The sequence below is a fragment of the Marinomonas epiphytica genome (assembly GCF_054780655.1).
Genome location: NZ_BAAGVX010000033.1, coordinates 254581 through 271425, shown reverse-complemented (window position 1 = coordinate 271425; position 16845 = coordinate 254581). Strand labels below are relative to the sequence as shown.

General features: G+C 42.7%; 12 protein-coding genes. 6 read left to right on the top strand and 6 right to left on the bottom strand.

All coding sequences use genetic code 11. The features are described 5' to 3' along the window. Positions 1-9: 9 nt before the first annotated feature. Positions 10-1362, top strand: coding sequence for a peptidoglycan DD-metalloendopeptidase family protein (locus ACYVGZ_RS11540; RefSeq protein ID WP_460755585.1), 1353 nt, complete (start codon positions 10-12; stop codon positions 1360-1362). An 82-nt stretch (positions 1363-1444) separates the two neighbouring features. Here ACYVGZ_RS11540 and ACYVGZ_RS11535 read toward each other — a convergent pair whose 3' ends face one another. Then, positions 1445-3580, bottom strand: coding sequence for a TRAP transporter permease (locus ACYVGZ_RS11535; protein ID WP_460755583.1), 2136 nt, complete (start codon positions 3578-3580; stop codon positions 1445-1447). A 95-nt stretch (positions 3581-3675) separates the two neighbouring features. After that, the gene (locus ACYVGZ_RS11530; protein WP_460755580.1) at positions 3676-4704 is read right to left on the bottom strand and encodes a TAXI family TRAP transporter solute-binding subunit; all 1029 of its coding nucleotides are present in this window, start codon (positions 4702-4704) and stop codon (positions 3676-3678) included. 283 nt (positions 4705-4987) lie between these two features. On the opposite strand from ACYVGZ_RS11530, the gene ACYVGZ_RS11525 reads away from it, so the two are divergent. Next, complete coding sequence (locus ACYVGZ_RS11525; protein WP_460755577.1) at positions 4988-5617, top strand: HAD family hydrolase; 630 nt, start codon at positions 4988-4990, stop codon at positions 5615-5617. Positions 5618-5725: 108 nt separating this feature from the next. Here the strand turns inward: ACYVGZ_RS11525 and ACYVGZ_RS11520 are convergent, their stop codons facing one another. Next, a complete protein-coding gene (locus ACYVGZ_RS11520) occupies positions 5726-7702 on the bottom strand; it encodes a polysaccharide lyase family 7 protein (RefSeq protein WP_460755575.1) in 1977 nt (658 codons plus the stop codon). Between the two features lie 692 nt (positions 7703-8394). On the opposite strand from ACYVGZ_RS11520, the gene ACYVGZ_RS11515 reads away from it, so the two are divergent. The 4 genes from ACYVGZ_RS11515 (at position 8395) to ACYVGZ_RS11500 (ending at position 13060) form a co-directional block, all read left to right on the top strand. Continuing rightward, positions 8395-9501: an ABC transporter ATP-binding protein gene (locus ACYVGZ_RS11515; RefSeq protein ID WP_460755572.1), complete on the top strand. Its 1107-nt coding sequence runs from the start codon at positions 8395-8397 to the stop codon at positions 9499-9501. Between the two features lie 9 nt (positions 9502-9510). After that, a complete protein-coding gene (locus tag ACYVGZ_RS11510; protein ID WP_460755569.1) occupies positions 9511-10479 on the top strand; it encodes an ABC transporter permease in 969 nt (322 codons plus the stop codon). 11 nt (positions 10480-10490) lie between these two features. Next, on the top strand, positions 10491-11372 hold the full coding sequence (locus ACYVGZ_RS11505; RefSeq protein ID WP_460755567.1) for a carbohydrate ABC transporter permease: 882 nt from the start codon (positions 10491-10493) through the stop codon (positions 11370-11372). A gap of 131 nt (positions 11373-11503) precedes the next feature. Continuing rightward, the gene (locus tag ACYVGZ_RS11500; RefSeq protein ID WP_460755564.1) at positions 11504-13060 is read left to right on the top strand and encodes an extracellular solute-binding protein; all 1557 of its coding nucleotides are present in this window, start codon (positions 11504-11506) and stop codon (positions 13058-13060) included. Positions 13061-13173: 113 nt separating this feature from the next. On the opposite strand, the gene ACYVGZ_RS11495 is transcribed toward ACYVGZ_RS11500, so the two are convergent. The 3 genes from ACYVGZ_RS11495 to ACYVGZ_RS11485 all read right to left on the bottom strand — a co-directional run bounded on the left by ACYVGZ_RS11495 (position 13174) and on the right by ACYVGZ_RS11485 (position 16804). Beyond that, on the bottom strand, positions 13174-15057 hold the full coding sequence (locus ACYVGZ_RS11495) for a cation:proton antiporter domain-containing protein (RefSeq protein ID WP_460755562.1): 1884 nt from the start codon (positions 15055-15057) through the stop codon (positions 13174-13176). Positions 15058-15102: 45 nt separating this feature from the next. After that, positions 15103-15897: a M48 family metallopeptidase gene (locus tag ACYVGZ_RS11490; RefSeq protein ID WP_460755559.1), complete on the bottom strand. Its 795-nt coding sequence runs from the start codon at positions 15895-15897 to the stop codon at positions 15103-15105. Between the two features lie 97 nt (positions 15898-15994). After that, entirely contained in the window at positions 15995-16804 is an 810-nt protein-coding gene (locus ACYVGZ_RS11485) for an alpha/beta fold hydrolase (protein WP_460755556.1), read from the bottom strand. Between the last annotated feature and the right edge of the window lie 41 nt (positions 16805-16845).

Sequence of the window (16845 nt, the reverse complement as noted above, 5' to 3'; positions counted from 1 at the left end):
AGTTCTTTTATGCCTAAAAAAACGTCAGCCGTTTCATCAACTCGAAAACCATATAAGGCACCGCAAAGAGCCAGTGTCATTTGGCTTGTTAGCTTTGCGTGGGTATTTTTAGCTTGTTTATTCGCTTATCAAAAACTAGTACCGGAACCGCCTATATCTGTTGGGAAAATACCAAAGCCTGTTGCTGAACCTACACTGGCTTTAACAAAAGGTAATGGCGTAGTGCTACAAGGCCCTCTTAACTTAATATCACCACTCGGCTTACCTGAGTTACCTCGTTTTCATCGAGAGCCTGAAGTGCCCACGGTAGTAAAGCATCGTTATGAAATACAATCTGGCGATACCTTAGCGAAGATTTTCTTACGCCTGAAGTTACCTCTTAAAACCATGTACAATATTTTGGAGGCGGATCAAGAGTATTTAGTATTAGAGCCCATTTTGAAAGGAGATACTCTAACCTTCCAAATTGATACCCAAGGGAAACTTTATGCTATTTCTCGTCAGCTAGATGCTAGTAAGCAAGTAGCTTATGTGCGCCATAAAAGTGGCGGTTTTACCTATCAGGAAATATTAACGCCAATAGACTATGTTGAAAAACTCATCGACGTGTCTATTGCTGGAAGTTTCTATCAATCCGCAAGAAAACATGGTTTGTCGGATGCAAATATTTTATTAGTGCAGAACCTCTTTAATAATCAAATTCAGTTTGATAGCGAGATACAAGCTGGTGACCAATTTAAAGCTGTTTTGAGACAAGGTTTTGTCGGTGAGGAGCAAATTGGTAATAGCGAACTAGAAGCACTTGAATTAACCGTAAAGGGGCAAACACTCCAAGCTTTTCGTAATCTAGACGGACATTTCTATGATCAGAATGGTAATGGTTTATCCCCCAGCTTATTACGTTGGCCAACCTCTAAGCAATATCGAATTAGCTCGCCATTTAATAAAAACCGCCTTCACCCCATTACGGGCCGACATGCGCCACATAATGGCGTTGATCTAGCAACGCCAATTGGCACCAAGGTGCTAGCAACGGGTAATGGCATTGTGACACGAGTGGCCAACCATAAGTACGCGGGTAAATATTTGGTGCTAGATAATACTGGCCCATATAGCACACGGTTCCTTCACTTAAGTAAGATTCTGGTTAATAAAGGTGAGCGAGTTAAGCGCGGTCAGGTGATTGCTTTAAGTGGTAATACTGGTCGCTCGACGGGGGCTCATTTGCATTATGAGTTGCATTTTAAAGGTCAGGCAGTTAATCCAATGACGGCTAAAATCCCTACCGAACAGAGCATTAGCAACGATCAAAAAGGTTTGTTTTTGGCGAATGTAGAGAAATGGCAGTCGTTGTTTAAATAATCTCTTTTCTATAACGACAAAAGGCTGGTGCCGATTAGCTTTTCATTTAAAGCAATCTGCACCAGCTTTTTTTTGCTAACAGTTAGGCGCTTTTTAGCTCTTTGTTGTAGGTTTTATTACCAATAACAAATTGCGCTATAAACATTGCCATACCGATAAATTGCATCCAAAGCTCTAAACCTGGCCATAGCATGAGAACAGATGCGATGAGCATGAGAACTCGTGAGACAAGGTTCAATTTATTTTCAAGGTAGCCTTCTAGTGTGGCAACCAGAGCATATAGACCGACAATCCCGAATACCGTTAGACGAATGAGAGTTTCCGCATCGCCGCCGATCAGCTGGGTATAAGCCATTAGGAGTGGCACAATGTACAGACCTTTAGCAAGCTTCCAAGCCATCATGCCGGTACGCATTGGCGGCGTTTTAGCAATGGCTGCGGCAGCAAAAGCCGTCAAACAAACCGGTGGGGTTACGTTACTGTCTTGTGAAAGCCAGAATATAATCATATGAGCTGTTACTAAGATCATAGCAACACTTTCTGCACCAAGGGCTTGATCCATCAGCATGCCTTTAAAGTCGGAAGGCACTTGCGCTAATAGAGCAGCGGCGTCTGCACTGGACATGCCTTGTGCGAGAGCGCCAACAGCACTTGGGTCTACCAACATGAACACGGCGCTGGCAGCTTGGGGTAAATTGCCTGAAGCCATCATTTCAATCAGCTGACTTTCAGCAATCAAGTTAAAGATCGCCGGTGCAGAAAGGGTGCCTAAAACGATGTAAGAAGCCGTAACAGGTAGCCCCATGCCCAATACCAAGGAGGCAATGGCAACCAAAATAATAGTAAAGAATAAACTGCCGCCAGCCCAATCAGTGATCAATAATGAGAAAGTATTACCAACCCCAGTGGTACTGATGACATTGACAACCAAGCCAATGCCAATTAATAGCACAGCGGTTGTAGACATGTTTTTAGCACCTTGCACCATGGCATCGAGAACCGCTAACGGGCCCATGCGATGAGATTTAGATAGCCAAGACGCAGCAATAACAGCGAGGATGCTTAACCCAGCTGCATAAGTTGGTGTGAACCCTTGTACTAACAAAGTGACCAGTACTCCTAATGGAATAACATGATGCCAGCCTTCTTTTAAGACCTCTTTGATAGGCGTTGCGTCGTCTTCAGTGGCAATAACCTTGCTACGCTTAGCTTCAACTCGTACGAAGAACCCCACGCTTAAAAAATACAGTAGGGCAGGAATCGCAGCCACACTGATAATAGTGACATAAGATACCTGAGTATAAGATGCCATAATAAAGGCACCTGCACCCATTACGGGCGGCATCAACTGCCCACCTGTTGAGGCGGCGGCTTCTATACCGGCAGCAAAGCGAGCTGGGAACCCGGCTTTTCGCATTAACGGAATAGTGATAACACCAGTCGAAACCGTATTGGCGACAGAAGAGCCAGACACCGACCCCATTAAACCAGAGCCTAAAACCGCGACAAATCCCGGACCACCAATCATTTTGCTGGCTAAAGAACGAGATAAAGAAATAATGAAATCTCCGGCGCCGGATTTGACCAAGAATGCACCGAAAAGAATAAACATGAAGACAAAACTCCATGAAATTCTTGAAATAGAGCCAAACATGCCGTCTGTGCTAAAAAAGCTTCGGTATAGTAAGGTTTCCATGCTTAAACCTGGGAAAGAGAAGGCTCCGCCTAACCAGCTACCCCACAAAACAACATAGCTAAGTGCGACAACAATTAAAAAGGGAATAAACCATCCGCTAGTACGACGAATTAACTCAAGTGCAAGTAATACGGCCATTGAGGAGATAACCCAATCTCCGGTACTAAAGGTTACGCCACGAGCATAAAGCGCGTCTTCAAACAGTACGATGTAAAACACCATGGCGATAAGAGCAAGCACAATGACGGCGTCCATTGCCATAGCGGTTTTACTGTCGCGCCACTTTGGGTGGGCAGGAATCAGTAACGCACACAAAGTACCAAAGCCTGCAAAGTGAAATGCAGATACCCATAGTTCAGGAAGTGTTCCTATTGTATTAATGTAAATGTGGGCTACCGCTAAAAAAATGGCGATGGTAAAAACTATACGGTTTAACCAGGTGCCAGAACGATGCTTTGTTTCGAAATCTTCTAGATTGATTTCATTTTCTTCGGTCTGGTTTGGTTGAGATGAAGTAGTCATAGAACAGCTACCTTTTAAAGTACAAGTAGGAAAAGCAATGTTAAGCGCCAAGGGGTAGCTTGGCGCTTAAGGGGAGGGAAAGCCTCCTAAAGAGATTACTCTGCGATAAGGTGAGCAGGAATTTCAACACCTTGTTCGCGGTAGTAACGAGCAGCACCAGGGTGCAGAGGAACGGGTAGACCAGCAATGGCTTTCTCAATAGACATTACTGCTGTCGCTTTATGGATTGCGCTAAGGTAAGGCAAGTTTTCATAAATAGACTTAGTTAACTGGTATACATCTTCTTCTGATAAATCAGCACGAGAGGCTAAGAAGTTAGGCTGAGCAACCGTCTTAATCGGCTGAGTTTGGCCTGGGTATGTGTTGGCAGGGATCTCATAACGAGTCCACAGTTTGTAGTGACCATTTGCTTCTTTCATTTGCTCATCGGTGAAATCCAGCACTTTTACTTTATCACCCATAGAAGCGTACAAACGAGTTACCGCGCTAACTGGAACACCTGCAGGTGTGTTCATACCGTCAATGTTGCCGTTTTGCATCGCATCAGCGCTGGCACCGTAACCCATGTAGGCAAGGCTAAAGTCATCTGGCTGAATGCCTAGTCCGGTTAATAGTTGACGGCCAGAGCCTTCTGTACCAGAGTTTTTCTTACCAATTGAGAACTTGTGGTTTGTGCCTTCTATGTCTTTTAAATCAGCCACAGTGCCTGTTTTAGCAAGATCGGATTTAAGCACGAAGTGCTCAACGTTTTGCCACAACATAGAAACTGAGCGTAGTTCAGTCTGTTTACCAGAGCTTTCTAGAGGGCCTTCGCCATTCCAAGCCCAAGCCCCGTAAAGACCTTGTAAAATAGCAAACTGAGCTTGGTTCTCGCGAAGCAGCTTAATGTTTTCGCCTGATCCTGCTGAGCTGATAGCAGAAAGAGATAAACCAAACTGAGGCTCAAGCTTGACTTTGCTCAAGGTGGCAATTGCGACACCGACAGGATAATAAGTACCACCTGTAGAAGCCGTTGCAAGAATATAGTTACGGTCATCTGCTGCACTTACTTGAGTCGCAGATAAGGTCATAGCCGCAGCAGTTGCGGAAGCTAGAAGTGTTTTGCTAACAAAGCCCAATTTCATATTATTTTTCTCCAGTAATGGGTTTTAGAACAAGTGGTATATAGCTAAAACTATGCCACAAAATTTAACCAATTGAATATAAAGGAAAATATTTAAATTTTGCTCTTGAGTATGGCACTTTGAGAATAGAGTGAGCGAATTATTGCCTATCCTAACGACAAGGCAATAGGCAATAATTTGCTTATTGTGAAAGTACGTATTTCTCTAGGGTAATTGTGCTAGTCTTGTTGATCAGTAGGTTTGATGAGCAAGATTTTGCTGATTGAGAAAAGGACGTAAAAATATGAAAAAGACAACTCCGATTCAAGTGGTGTTATTCGATTTAGGTAATGTGTTAGTGGACCTAGGTGGTGTATCCACTATGCATAAAATGCTCAACACCCAAGGAGAGGAAAGTGAGGTCTGGATCAAGTGGCTTAACTCGCCCAGTGTGGCTGCTTTTGATACGGGTAAAATAAGTTTTGATGAATTTACTAGGCGCTTACCAGAAGAAGTTGGGAGCGATATTGACCCTGCTGTCTTTAAAGCGTCATTTAGGGCTTGGCCCAAAGGGTTATTCGAGGGTGCTTTAGACTTGGTTGCGTCCGTTAAACCGGGCTTACATAGGGCCATATTGTCAAATACTAATGCCGCCCATTGGGACAGGCTGATGTTAGAAATGGGTCTAGCAGGGCAATTCCATAGTTATTTTGCCTCCCATCACATTGGTGCAGTAAAACCCGATGTCGAAATTTATCAGCATGTTCTCCAGCGCTTAAAAGTTGCTCCTGAACAGATACTCTTTATAGACGATAACCAAGTTAATGTGGATACGGCTCTTAAGCTTGGAATACAGGCGCATCGTGTAAAAGGCGTTGAGCAAGCCACAGAACTACTCATGCAATTTAATGTATTGCAATATCCCTCGAGTTAACCAATTTAGCTTTGAAGCAGAGGGAGTGTAAGTAGATAAAAAGCCCCCAATAATTAAAACGTCCAATTACTGGGGGCCGCCTTAGGCAGCAAGGGATTTTTATAAAGGTTAATGTGAGTTTTCTATTTTATAAAAAGTCGCCTGTACATAATCGTCTGGATCACCGGAGTGGTTCTGATTATATACGCCGGCTTTAAAGTACATGTATTGGCCACCAACATCATAGCCACTGTTACTCATATCAACATGTTGGATTGCATCAGCTTTACCGTCACGCTTAATAGTTACAGTCATATCATTACCGACAACTTCGATGCGATAGCTAAATACTTCACCTATAGCGATGCCATCAACTGGATCAGGTGCTGCGCCTGAATGACTACCAATTAAGTCAAAATATCTATCGGAGCCGTCATTGCGGTTTTCGTGAGCAAAGTAAATAGATCCCTTTGTGTGACCTGGAAGCTGCCTAAAGTAAAGGCGAATTGGCTCATCGTCATTGGCATGTATTTGGCCAATAATAAACCGACCGACTTGTTCAGGTTCACCGGTAGTGGTGGTGTGGTCAATTTTCAGGGTTGCTTCTAAAACCCCATCAACACCGCCAGCTTTTTCTTGGTCCTCTTGCGGGGCGGAACTAAAGACCCAATTGTTTTTAGTCACTCCTTTTAGCCCAATACTGGTGTCTCCACGGCGTAACATTTCTCGCAGTTCTGTGCGAACATACTTAGTATTTTTTGATGTGCGAACCCCTTTAATAGGGCTGTAGAATACTAAACCTCCATCTTTAGCCGTATAGAAAAAGTCTGGGTTTTCATATCCCTGGGCCAGAAATTGCTCTGGAACATTGTCAGGTTTACCGTTGCCATCGTGATCGGTCGGCATGGACAGATACCAATCCCCTAAATCGAAATTCGTACTAGGAGGTACCTTTGTTTTTAATTGCGCAGGAGTTGATACAATTGGTAAGGGAGATTGCCACCACTGGCAGTCAGGATTGGTTTTTAAACAACCGCAGTCTGACACTTTTGCGTCACATACTAAGGGGACATGGGTCCCAAAGTCTCCTGGTCGTACGGTTGTGTTTTTACTTTTTGCCTGCTTTTTTGCTTCTTTTTTAGCCGCTTTCAGCTCGGCAGCTTTCTTAAGCTCTGCAATAGTTTCACTGTCCGGGCAAGAGTCAACAGCGCAATCTGCCACTAAAAACTCTGTGACACTATTCCAAGTATTGGAAGAGTTTCCGTAACCTAGGTAACGAATGAATCGAGCAGATGTATAGTTTGTCTCAAAGCGCTCAATATCTAACGATAATCCAGAGCTAGCAGTCATAGGTAGCACTTCAGTCCAAGATTCTCCATCATTACTTGCCTCTATAGAGAAGTTGGTAGTGCGCTTATCACCCTTGTGAAAGGCCATTTTCACAGCGTTAAATTGGACTTCCTTACCGTAGTCAAATATAACCCATGCCCCGTCTCCATTGGCTGACCAGCGGGTTTTAAAGTCTAGATCAACGAGTCTATCAGGCCCGTTTCCATCGTGGTCACTTGCGGTTATTTCGATCGGTTGTGCTGTGACTTTTAATGGGTTCAGTTCATTGGTAGGGCAGTCTTGAATATGACAGTTAACCACTTGAAATTCAGTAACACTGTTCCAAGTGTTGGAAGTGTTTCCATAGCCCGTATAGCGCACATAGCGTGCCTGAACTAAGTCGGAAAGATCAAATCTTTCCATTTCTAGGGAACGGCCAGAACTACTCGTTCTTGTTAGAACTTCTTGCCAATCTTGGTTGTTGTTACTGGTTTCAATAGTAAAGTGAGTAGACCTAGCATTGCCTTTATGGAAAGCCATTTTTATGGCATTGAAACTGACGGCTTCGCCATAATCAAATACTACCCAAGCGCCATCTCCATTGGCAGACCAGCGAGTTTTTATATCGTTATCAAATAACCTTTCAGGGCCATTACCATCATGGTCGCTGGCAACAACGTTATTTGGCTTTGTCGGAGGAGCAACACTAACGGATGCGCAGCCGACAGTGAGGGTGGCAATACAAGCACCTAATAGCCCCATGGAGATACTGTTCATGTTTAAACCTCAATTTTATTCTTATTGTGTTTGCTTTTGGCCTTCCTGAAAGGCCAGTGATCATACGAAGCCTATGCTCGTATTTTTTTATTATTAGCATAATGTAAAGGAAGAAAAAAGTATTAGTATTACAAATGATGGTGTATTAGTATTATCAATGAATTGTTTTTTTGTAATATAAATAAAATATTAATTGTATTACAAATATTAACAGTGAGTTTCTTGCTTTATTTTGTTGATAAAGTTCTCATTAAGGAGAAGCTAAAGGTTCAGCTTCTTCAGGTGTTTAGGAAACATAAAAATAATATAGTCACCAAAAGTCGTGATAACTTTCTAACTTACACTGAGAAATAGGCTTTAAAATGAAAAAAATAACAATAAAATCAAGTTTTTATGTATGTGTTTCTGCTTTTTTGAAAGCGTCCTGCTCTTTTCTGCGCGTTATTGCTTATGACGCCACTCTACCTATATCTATTCTCACTTTCTTATCGCCACACCATCGGCGAGCTAGCTTATCTGTCCAGCGTCGACTTTAGAGTCTCGCGTTGTAGGCTGCTTCTGTATGAAGCTTCTTCTCTAAAGCAGCGCTAACATATTAATAGTCTGTCCAAAACTTACTTCTTGATATATTAAGTAATGGGCATTCTGGCAAGTTATTTAAAAAATAAATATAAAAAGGAGTAATCCATAATATGTCTGAAAATCCAAATGTAGCTCTGAACAAAGTCTTTAAGCGCTATGACCATATAGAAGTGGTCAAGGGAATTGACCTTGATATCAGTAAACAAGAGTTTATCGTTCTTGTTGGCCCTTCTGGCTGCGGTAAATCGACAACGCTTAGGATGATTGCGGGTTTAGAAGGTATCTCAGATGGCGAGGTTAGTGTTGCGGGCAGGGTTGTAAATAAAGTTGCACCAAAAGACAGGGATGTCGCCATGGTGTTTCAAAACTACGCGCTTTATCCACATTTAAGTGTGTCTGAAAATATTTCTTTCGGTTTGAAACTTCGTAAAAGCTCTAAAGATGAGGTGAATGATGCAGTGAAAGAGGCCGCCTCTATTCTTGGACTTGAGCAATATTTAGACCGCAGACCTGCTGATTTATCTGGTGGTCAAAGGCAACGAGTTGCCATGGGACGTGCCATTGTTCGTAAGCCTGAAGTGTTTTTATTTGATGAGCCCCTGTCTAACTTGGACGCAAAGTTGAGAACTCAAATGCGTGCCGAGATTAAACGGCTGCATAATCGTCTTGGTGTGACCACAGTGTATGTAACCCATGATCAAGTGGAGGCAATGACACTTGCAGACCGTATTGTCATTATGAAAGACGGTCAGATTGAGCAAATTGGTACACCGATGGAGGTGTTTACCAAGCCAGCTAATACCTTTGTAGCTGGTTTTATTGGTAGTCCCCCAATGAACCTTCTTAAAGGTAAGTTGCTGGTTGAGCAAGCAGGCGCCTTAGTAGAGCTTGAATGTGGCAGCCGCGTACGAGTGCCTCATAAAGATGGTGCTGAACTGACTCATGGTCAAAGCGTTATCTTGGGTATTCGCCCGGAAGATATGTATATCTCTGCAAATGGCTTGGGCGAATACGAACGCCTAGACTGCCGAGTGGATTTAGTCGAGCCCTTGGGTGCTGAGGCTTTGTTGCATGTAAAAATTGGTCAACAAACCGCAGTTATGAAAAGCAACAGTCGGAATACGTCAATCGAAGCAATGGGCGAAAGCGAAGAGGTTTATTTAGACCTTCAATATTTGCACCTATTTGATGGCGAAACCGAACAATCAATCTACTAAAGGCTGATTATGAAAACATTAACTGATAGCCAAAACCTAACCTCAAGAAAAGCACCTAGCGCTGTTGAGAAGTTGTCCGAAGCTATTCAAAGTATTAAAAGTAATTGGCAGGTATACGTTTTACTTGCCCCTATGGTGATCTGGTTCATCGTCTTCTTGTACACTCCGATGACAGGCCTTCAAATTGCTTTTAAAGACTTCAGCTTGTTTCGTGGCATTGATGGCAGTGCCTGGGTAGGGCTTGAGCACTTCAAAACGTTACTAGATGATGAAATGTTTTTACGCTCTGTACAAAACACTTTCATTATAAGTTTCTTTAGTTTGCTTTTTGCGTTTCCAATCCCAATTATGCTAGCGCTCATGTTTAATGAAATCCAACATGCGATCTTTAAAAGGACTGCGCAGACAATTGCCTATTTACCGCACTTTATTTCGATTGTCATCGTGGCCGGTATGGTGGTGAGTTTTCTTTCTCCAACAACGGGTATTGTCAATATTGCTTTAGAAGCTTTGGGCTTTGATAAGATTTATTTTTTGACCAACCCTGATTACTTCCGCTCAATTTTTATTGGCAGTAATGTTTGGAAGGAAGCGGGATTTGAGTCAATCGTATACTTAGCGGCGATAGCCAGTGTTAACCCGTCTTTATATGAGTCTGCGAAGGTCGATGGCGCGAGCCGCTTCCAGATGATGTATAAAATTACCCTCCCTTGTATCCTGCCAACTATTTTGATCATGCTGATTATACGTATCGGTAACATGGTGGAAGTGGGCTTCGAATACATCATTTTGTTGTATCAACCATCTACTTATGAAACTGCGGATGTTATCAGTACTTACATTTACCGAATCGGTCTGCAAGGTAGTCAATATGACATTGCCACTGCAGCTGGCTTGTTCAACGCCGTTGTCGCCTTTGTAATGGTATTCAGTGCGAATTGGCTGAGCCGTAAGTACTCATCTTCATCTTTGTGGTAGGAGACAGATTTATGTCGGATTTTAATTTATATTCTCGTGGTGACAGGATTTTTGGTGGCGTTAACATGCTCCTTATCGGCCTGTTTGTTCTAAGCACGCTATATCCCTTTATCTATATAGGGGCTAGCTCTATCAGCTCTGGTTTTGCCGTATCATCCGGGCAAGTAGTGTTTATGCCGAAAGAAATTACATTTTCGGCTTATGAGAAGGTGCTAAGTGATCCTGTATTTTGGACGGCCTATGGCAACACTTTTTTCTATACCATATTTGGTACTTTGACAAGTTTAGCGATTATTATTCCTGGCGCGTACGCATTGTCTCGCCCACAGTTGGTTGGTCGTCGTTATTTTAATTTCTTTGTTGCATTTACCATGTGGTTTAACGCCGGCATGATTCCATTCTTCTTAAATCTAAGAGATTTAGATTTACTGGATTCTCGTTTCGGTATCCTCATTGCCTTCGCTTGTACCGCTTTTAACATTATTCTGCTGCGTAACTTCTTTGAAGCCATACCCAAATCTTTTGAAGAAGCTGCGCGAATGGATGGTGCAAGTGAGTTCAGCTTGTTATGGAAAGTGTTTATACCTCTGTCTAAACCTGCCATTGTTACTGTCACTCTCTTTTGTATTGTGGCTCGGTGGAATGGCTATTTTTGGGCCATGATTTTATTGCGGGAAGAAGAAAAAATTCCGCTACAAGTGTATTTAAAGCGCATCATCATTGAGGCAAATATGGATGATGAGTTTGCCAGTACCTTGTTAACCAGTTCGTATTCATTCGAAACCATAGTGGCAGCGATTATTGTGGTGTCGATTATTCCAGTGCTACTGATTTATCCATATCTTCAAAAACACTTTAATAAAGGAATCATGATGGGAGGAGTTAAAGAGTAAACAGCCTATGAAGGTGAGACTAGCCTCTCTTTGAGTGAGTAATGATGATTCAAAGAGAGCTTGAACTACCTATTTTAAATCTAATATTAGCGTTCAAATGAAAAATATAAAAATAATAGGAGAAGGTTAACATGATGAAAAAAATGATCCCACTTTCTGTGGTTGCTGCAGCTTGCTTAGTCGCTGGGTCTGGTGCTATTGCGGAAGATATTAGTAAATACCGCGCTACAGATAAGCCTCTAGAGCTTGATATACATATGCATTTTCGTAATAAATATGCTTGGGACGAAAACTGGCCTGTAGCAAAGGAATATGAAAAGTATACTGGTGTTCGTCTTAATGGTGTGGCGTCGAAAATAGGTACAAACAGTCAGGAACTGTTTAACCTGATGCTAGTATCCGGTAACTTGCCCGATGTAGTTGGTGGTAATAGTCTAAAAGACAGTTTCATTCAATATGGTATGGAAGGAGCTTTTCTGCCATTAAATGACTTGATAGACGAGTATGCGCCAAACATTAAGGCGTTTTTTGAAGAAAATCCAGATCTCAAAAAAGCCATTACAGCACCAGACGGTAATATTTATCACATTGCTTATTTTCCAGATGGTCAGGCTGCTCGTGCTTTTTATATTCGCCAAGATTGGCTAGATAAGCTCGGCCTAGATCAGCCGCAAACGGTCGATGAATTATACGAAGTATTGAAAGCGTTTAGAGACCAAGATCCAAATGGCAATGGGAAAAAAGATGAAGTTCCAGCATTCTTCCGACACTGGGAAGAAATGATCCGCATGGTTACGCTTTGGGATGCTAGAACAACGGGTACTGATAGCTATCATCAGTTTTACATTAAAGACGCAGGTGATGTAAAACATGGTTATGTAGAAGAGAGCTACCGAGAAGGTATTCGCAATCTTGCCAAGTGGTATAAAGAAGGCTTGATTGATAAAGAAGTCTTTACTAGAGGCTCTAAAGCACGTGAATTCCTATTAGGTAATAACCTTGGAGGAATGACTCATGATTGGTTTGCAAGCACAGCGTCTTATAACAATAGTCTAAAAGATACCATTCCTGGTTTTAACTGGCTTCCCTTTGCTCCGCCAGCAAGTAAATCAGGGGTTAGAATGGAGGAAAACGGCCGCACAACGGTGAAACCAGATGGTTGGGCGTTGACCTACTCAAATAAAGATCCAGTAGCAAGTATCAAATATATGGACTTTATGTTCACAGAAAAAGGGCGCAATATCTCTAATTTTGGCATTGAAGGTGTTCATTGGAACATGGTTGATGGAAAGGCTAAATACACCGATGAAGTACTGTCATCATCACAGCCAGTCAACTCTCAAATGTGGGATATTGGCGCGCAGATTCCAGTAGGCTTTCACCAAGATTATGAATATGAGCGACAATGGACGAATGAAATTGCAGCAAAAGGCATCGAATTATATGTAGATAATAACTACATAGTAGAGCAGTTCCCGGGTGTCTCTATGACGGTTAAGGAAAGAATGGTTTATGACAAACATTGGCCAAATATTTTAACCTATATGCTGGAAACCCAACAGCGTTGGATCATTGGTACTGGTGATGTTGACAAAGAGTGGGATAGTTACATTCAGCGCATCAACAAATTAGGCTTTAAGGAAGTATTAAAAGCCTACCAGTCAGCTTACAACAGGCAGTATAAATAGCAGCTTTAAACGTAATGTAAATAATTGCTTTAAACATTGTTGAGTAATCCGTCTTGTCCCCACAACAGTGGGGACTTTTTTGGGGCAAGGTTGAGAGTAGAAGCTACATTATCCTAGTTTGAAGAGCCTTTACTGTTTACTTGAGCAGCAATTTTAATGTTATTCATTTGTTCAAACACCTGCGGATCTTGTTCATTTAAGAACTCTCTAAAGCGTTTAATAAAGGCTTTGTTTTCGTGAAAAGGCACGCCGACTTGGTGGGAGTCTGCCACACTGAGCATAACGAGACTATCATGGTCATTGAATACACTGACTAGGTTGTCTGCTTTTTCACGGGGAATGCCTAACGCCTCATAGGCTGATCGACTCATGCGTAGACTGCAATCGAAATTTTCCCGAATAATGTCACGACAGCCGTAAGACCAAAGGTCGTACACATGCTGATTATCGTAAGCGCGAGCAATCACGTGCAAGTTTGGATAATGCTTGGTGGTGTATTTAACTAATTTTGATACCTGTTCTGGGTTGTCAATGGCAATGATTAAAATGCTGGCTTCCTCAATACCTGCTGCATGTAGTAGGTCTGGTTGAGTGGCGTCACCATAATAGTTTCTAACACCAAAGCGTTCTAAAGCTTCCAGTCTTTCTACACTAAAATCAATAACAGTAGAGTGGTAGTTAGCAAGGCGTAGCATTCGATCTATTACCGTACCGACACGACCAGACCCTGCAATAATGATTTTATTCTCATTAGGAATGGTTTCGTTTCGAGTGGCAGCTGCAACAGCGTAGCGCGGGGCAATGACCTTCTCGTACAAAATAAACAGTAGCGGGGTAATGAGCATTGAAAGGGCAATGATGAGTAATAGCTGGTCAGCAATCGTTTGGGGCAGTACGTCACTTGCCACAGTAAAAGATAATAGAACAAAGCCAAACTCACCCGCTTGGGCAAGGCCGAGAGTAAATAGCCATTTATTAGAGCCTTTTATTTTAAAGAGGCGGGCCAAAACAAATAGCACGCCTGCTTTAATCAAGATGAGCCCCAGGGTTAAGGAAACAATATTAATAAACTGGGAAGAGAGTAACTGAAAATTAATGCCTGCGCCTACGGTCATAAAGAAGAGACCCAGCAACAGGGATTTAAAGGGGGCTATATCTGTTTCTAGTTGGTGACGGTATGGGGAATTAGCGAGTACTACGCCAGCCAAAAAAGTACCCAAGGCTGGTGATAGACCAACAAAAGACATGAGCAAAGTTGTCGCGACCACAAACATAAGGGCCGTAACGGTAAACAGTTCTCGGAGTTGAGCTTTCGCGATGAAACGAAAAACGGGGGAGACCAAAAAGCGGCCACTGAGAATCACCAAAGCGATGGCGAGAAAGTTGACCAACATAGATTGCCATACAGTCAAACTAGCTAATAATCCTGCGCTCTGTTCGTGGCTATTGGAACTTTCTGAAACGCTAATATGTACCGCCAATTCGGGTACAGCCAGTAACGGGATGAAAGCTAAAATAGGAATAACAATGATATCTTGTGCTAAAAGAACAGAAAAAGAAGATTGTCCTCCATCAGACTTGAGTAACCCTTTTTCGGTGAGAGTTTGCAGCACAATGGCTGTCGATGATAATGCTAATACTAGGCCAGTAGCCAAACTGACTCGCCAATCTAGCTCAAATAGCATAGCAACGCCCATTATTGCCAGCGCACTTAGCGCGACCTGACCGCCACCTAACCCAAGCAGTTTAGTTCGTAATTCCCACAGCTTCTGAGGCCTGAGTTCTAACCCTACCAGAAACAGCATAAGCACCACACCTAATTCAGCCACATGTTGAATGGCCACTATGTTTACCTTTAGTAGGCTGAGCATGGGACTAATCAACACGCCAGCAATTAAATACCCCAGCACCGACCCCAAGCCAAGGCGTGATGCGATAGGAACTGCAATAACGCCAGACAATAGAAAGATAAAGGCAAGTAATAGCGCATCATTCATAGTGGACGTATCCTAAAAAGTCGTTATTTGGGTTGTATTCTAGTATTAAAAACACTGGGCGGTTTCGTTTTTCGCAAGCTTGGCTTGATAAAGTGCGAGGGGTTCAGCCATCGCACTTTTTAAATCAGCAATACGAGTATTATGAGAGGGGTGTGTTGATAAAAATTCTGGTGTATTGCTGCTGCCAAGTTTGCTCATATTTTCCCAAAGAGTCACACTTTGGGTTGGGTCAAAGCCAGCTTTCGCCATGAGTTCTAAACCGATGAGGTCTGCTTCAGACTCATGGATGCGACTAAATGGTAAAATAATTCCCACTTGGGCTCCAACCCCTAAACCTTGAAAGACGGCCTGTTTCGCTGGACTATCTGGGCCACTCAGCTGATAACCGAGTTGCAGTGCTTGGTTAGTGGCAAAGGTTGTTGAAACCCTTTCATTGCCGTGTCTGGCCAATACATGGCCGACTTCATGCCCCATTACCGCTGCTAATTGAGATTGGTTTTGCGCGGCCTTAAGTAGACCTTTATATACCCCAATCTTATATCCCGGCAAAGCAAAGGCATTGACTTTGTCGTCTGCAAATAATTGTACTTCCCAATTTTGTTGGCGGTATTGTTCAGGTAATACGGCGATCAAATGGTCTGCAACACACTGCACTTGCGACTGAACTTTTTGATCTTGGCTTAGTGCAATCGTTGTTTTCATTTCTTGAAAAGAAGCAATCCCCATTTCGTTTAGCTGCTCGTCCGGCAGTAAAATAAATTGCTTTCTACCTGTAGGAGAAGTGCTGCAAGCAGCCAGTAGTGTTATTAGCAAGCAGCCAGTGAAAAGCTTAGTCAGCATGATGGAGAAACCTTAAATGCAACAGCAGGATAAGGGAAAGCCTAGCGGAAAGGCTTTTAAATGGCAATTTAAGGGCGTGCAAGTATTATGGAGCTGCCTATTGAGCCATCTCTTCAATTGCTGCTACAACTTGATCAACTTGGTTTAAATTAATCAAATGTCCTGCCTCTTTAAGCATTACAATCTTGAGCTTATTCTGTGTAAAAAGTTGCTGAGCGTAAACGGCATTCTGAGGGTGAACTAAACTGTCTTGATCTCCTTGTAAAATAGTCACAGGGCTAGTCAATGAGGCTAGCTTATCATGAGCTTTCATAAGGCTTGGGGTAAGTTGGTAGACCTCTTGGTTGGAGTGTTGCCACTTATCAGCAAGTAAGGCATCTGGCAGCCAAGTCAGCAAAGTATTATACCAGCGAGGTGTGGCTAGCTGGGGCTGTAAATCACCAGCTAAAATAATACTGCCTTTTACTAGATATGGCTGGTTCGCCGCTAATAAAGGAACCAATGAGCCTCCTAAAGAGTGGCCTACTAGAATTAAAGGTTGTTGATGGTTGGCTTGCCAGATGTGTTGCAATAAGGGGGCAATATGGAATGCTTGTTCTTGTAATGATGTGGGGAATGCCTCACCAGCGAAACCTGATTCGCCCCAACCTGGCCGGTCAATGGCAATAAGCCGGAAATGTTGATTGAGCTTGGCTTCAAGAAAGTAGCGTGAGAAAGCAGACCAGCTACCAGGCGTACCATGCACAAACACCACCACAGGTCGTGGGGTGTTGGTTATTTGATTCGCAATATAGTGTAGCTGATAGGCGGGTATTAGATTATTAAAATAGCCGTGCTCAATTAAATTAGGCGTTTGCAGGACTTGTTTGGTGATCTCGCCGTTTTGCTCAATTTCTTTTGGCGCCATACATGCCGTCAAAAAGAAGCTTAGTACAAAGATTAGGCAGA

What these genes read in the sequence shown, in the direction of transcription:
- ACYVGZ_RS11540 (WP_460755585.1), top strand. Translation starts at nt 10, where the DNA reads ATGCCTAAAAAAACGTCAGCCGTTTCATCAACTCGAAAACCATATAAG.
- ACYVGZ_RS11515 (WP_460755572.1), top strand. Translation starts at nt 8,395, where the DNA reads ATGTCTGAAAATCCAAATGTAGCTCTGAACAAAGTCTTTAAGCGCTAT.
- ACYVGZ_RS11495 (WP_460755562.1), bottom strand. Translation starts at nt 15,057, where the DNA reads ATGAATGATGCGCTATTACTTGCCTTTATCTTTCTATTGTCTGGCGTT.
- ACYVGZ_RS11520 (WP_460755575.1), bottom strand. Translation starts at nt 7,702, where the DNA reads ATGAACAGTATCTCCATGGGGCTATTAGGTGCTTGTATTGCCACCCTC.
- ACYVGZ_RS11535 (WP_460755583.1), bottom strand. Translation starts at nt 3,580, where the DNA reads ATGACTACTTCATCTCAACCAAACCAGACCGAAGAAAATGAAATCAAT.
- ACYVGZ_RS11485 (WP_460755556.1), bottom strand. Translation starts at nt 16,804, where the DNA reads ATGGCGCCAAAAGAAATTGAGCAAAACGGCGAGATCACCAAACAAGTC.
- ACYVGZ_RS11490 (WP_460755559.1), bottom strand. Translation starts at nt 15,897, where the DNA reads ATGCTGACTAAGCTTTTCACTGGCTGCTTGCTAATAACACTACTGGCT.
- ACYVGZ_RS11525 (WP_460755577.1), top strand. Translation starts at nt 4,988, where the DNA reads ATGAAAAAGACAACTCCGATTCAAGTGGTGTTATTCGATTTAGGTAAT.
- ACYVGZ_RS11510 (WP_460755569.1), top strand. Translation starts at nt 9,511, where the DNA reads ATGAAAACATTAACTGATAGCCAAAACCTAACCTCAAGAAAAGCACCT.
- ACYVGZ_RS11505 (WP_460755567.1), top strand. Translation starts at nt 10,491, where the DNA reads ATGTCGGATTTTAATTTATATTCTCGTGGTGACAGGATTTTTGGTGGC.
- ACYVGZ_RS11530 (WP_460755580.1), bottom strand. Translation starts at nt 4,704, where the DNA reads ATGAAATTGGGCTTTGTTAGCAAAACACTTCTAGCTTCCGCAACTGCT.
- ACYVGZ_RS11500 (WP_460755564.1), top strand. Translation starts at nt 11,504, where the DNA reads ATGATGAAAAAAATGATCCCACTTTCTGTGGTTGCTGCAGCTTGCTTA.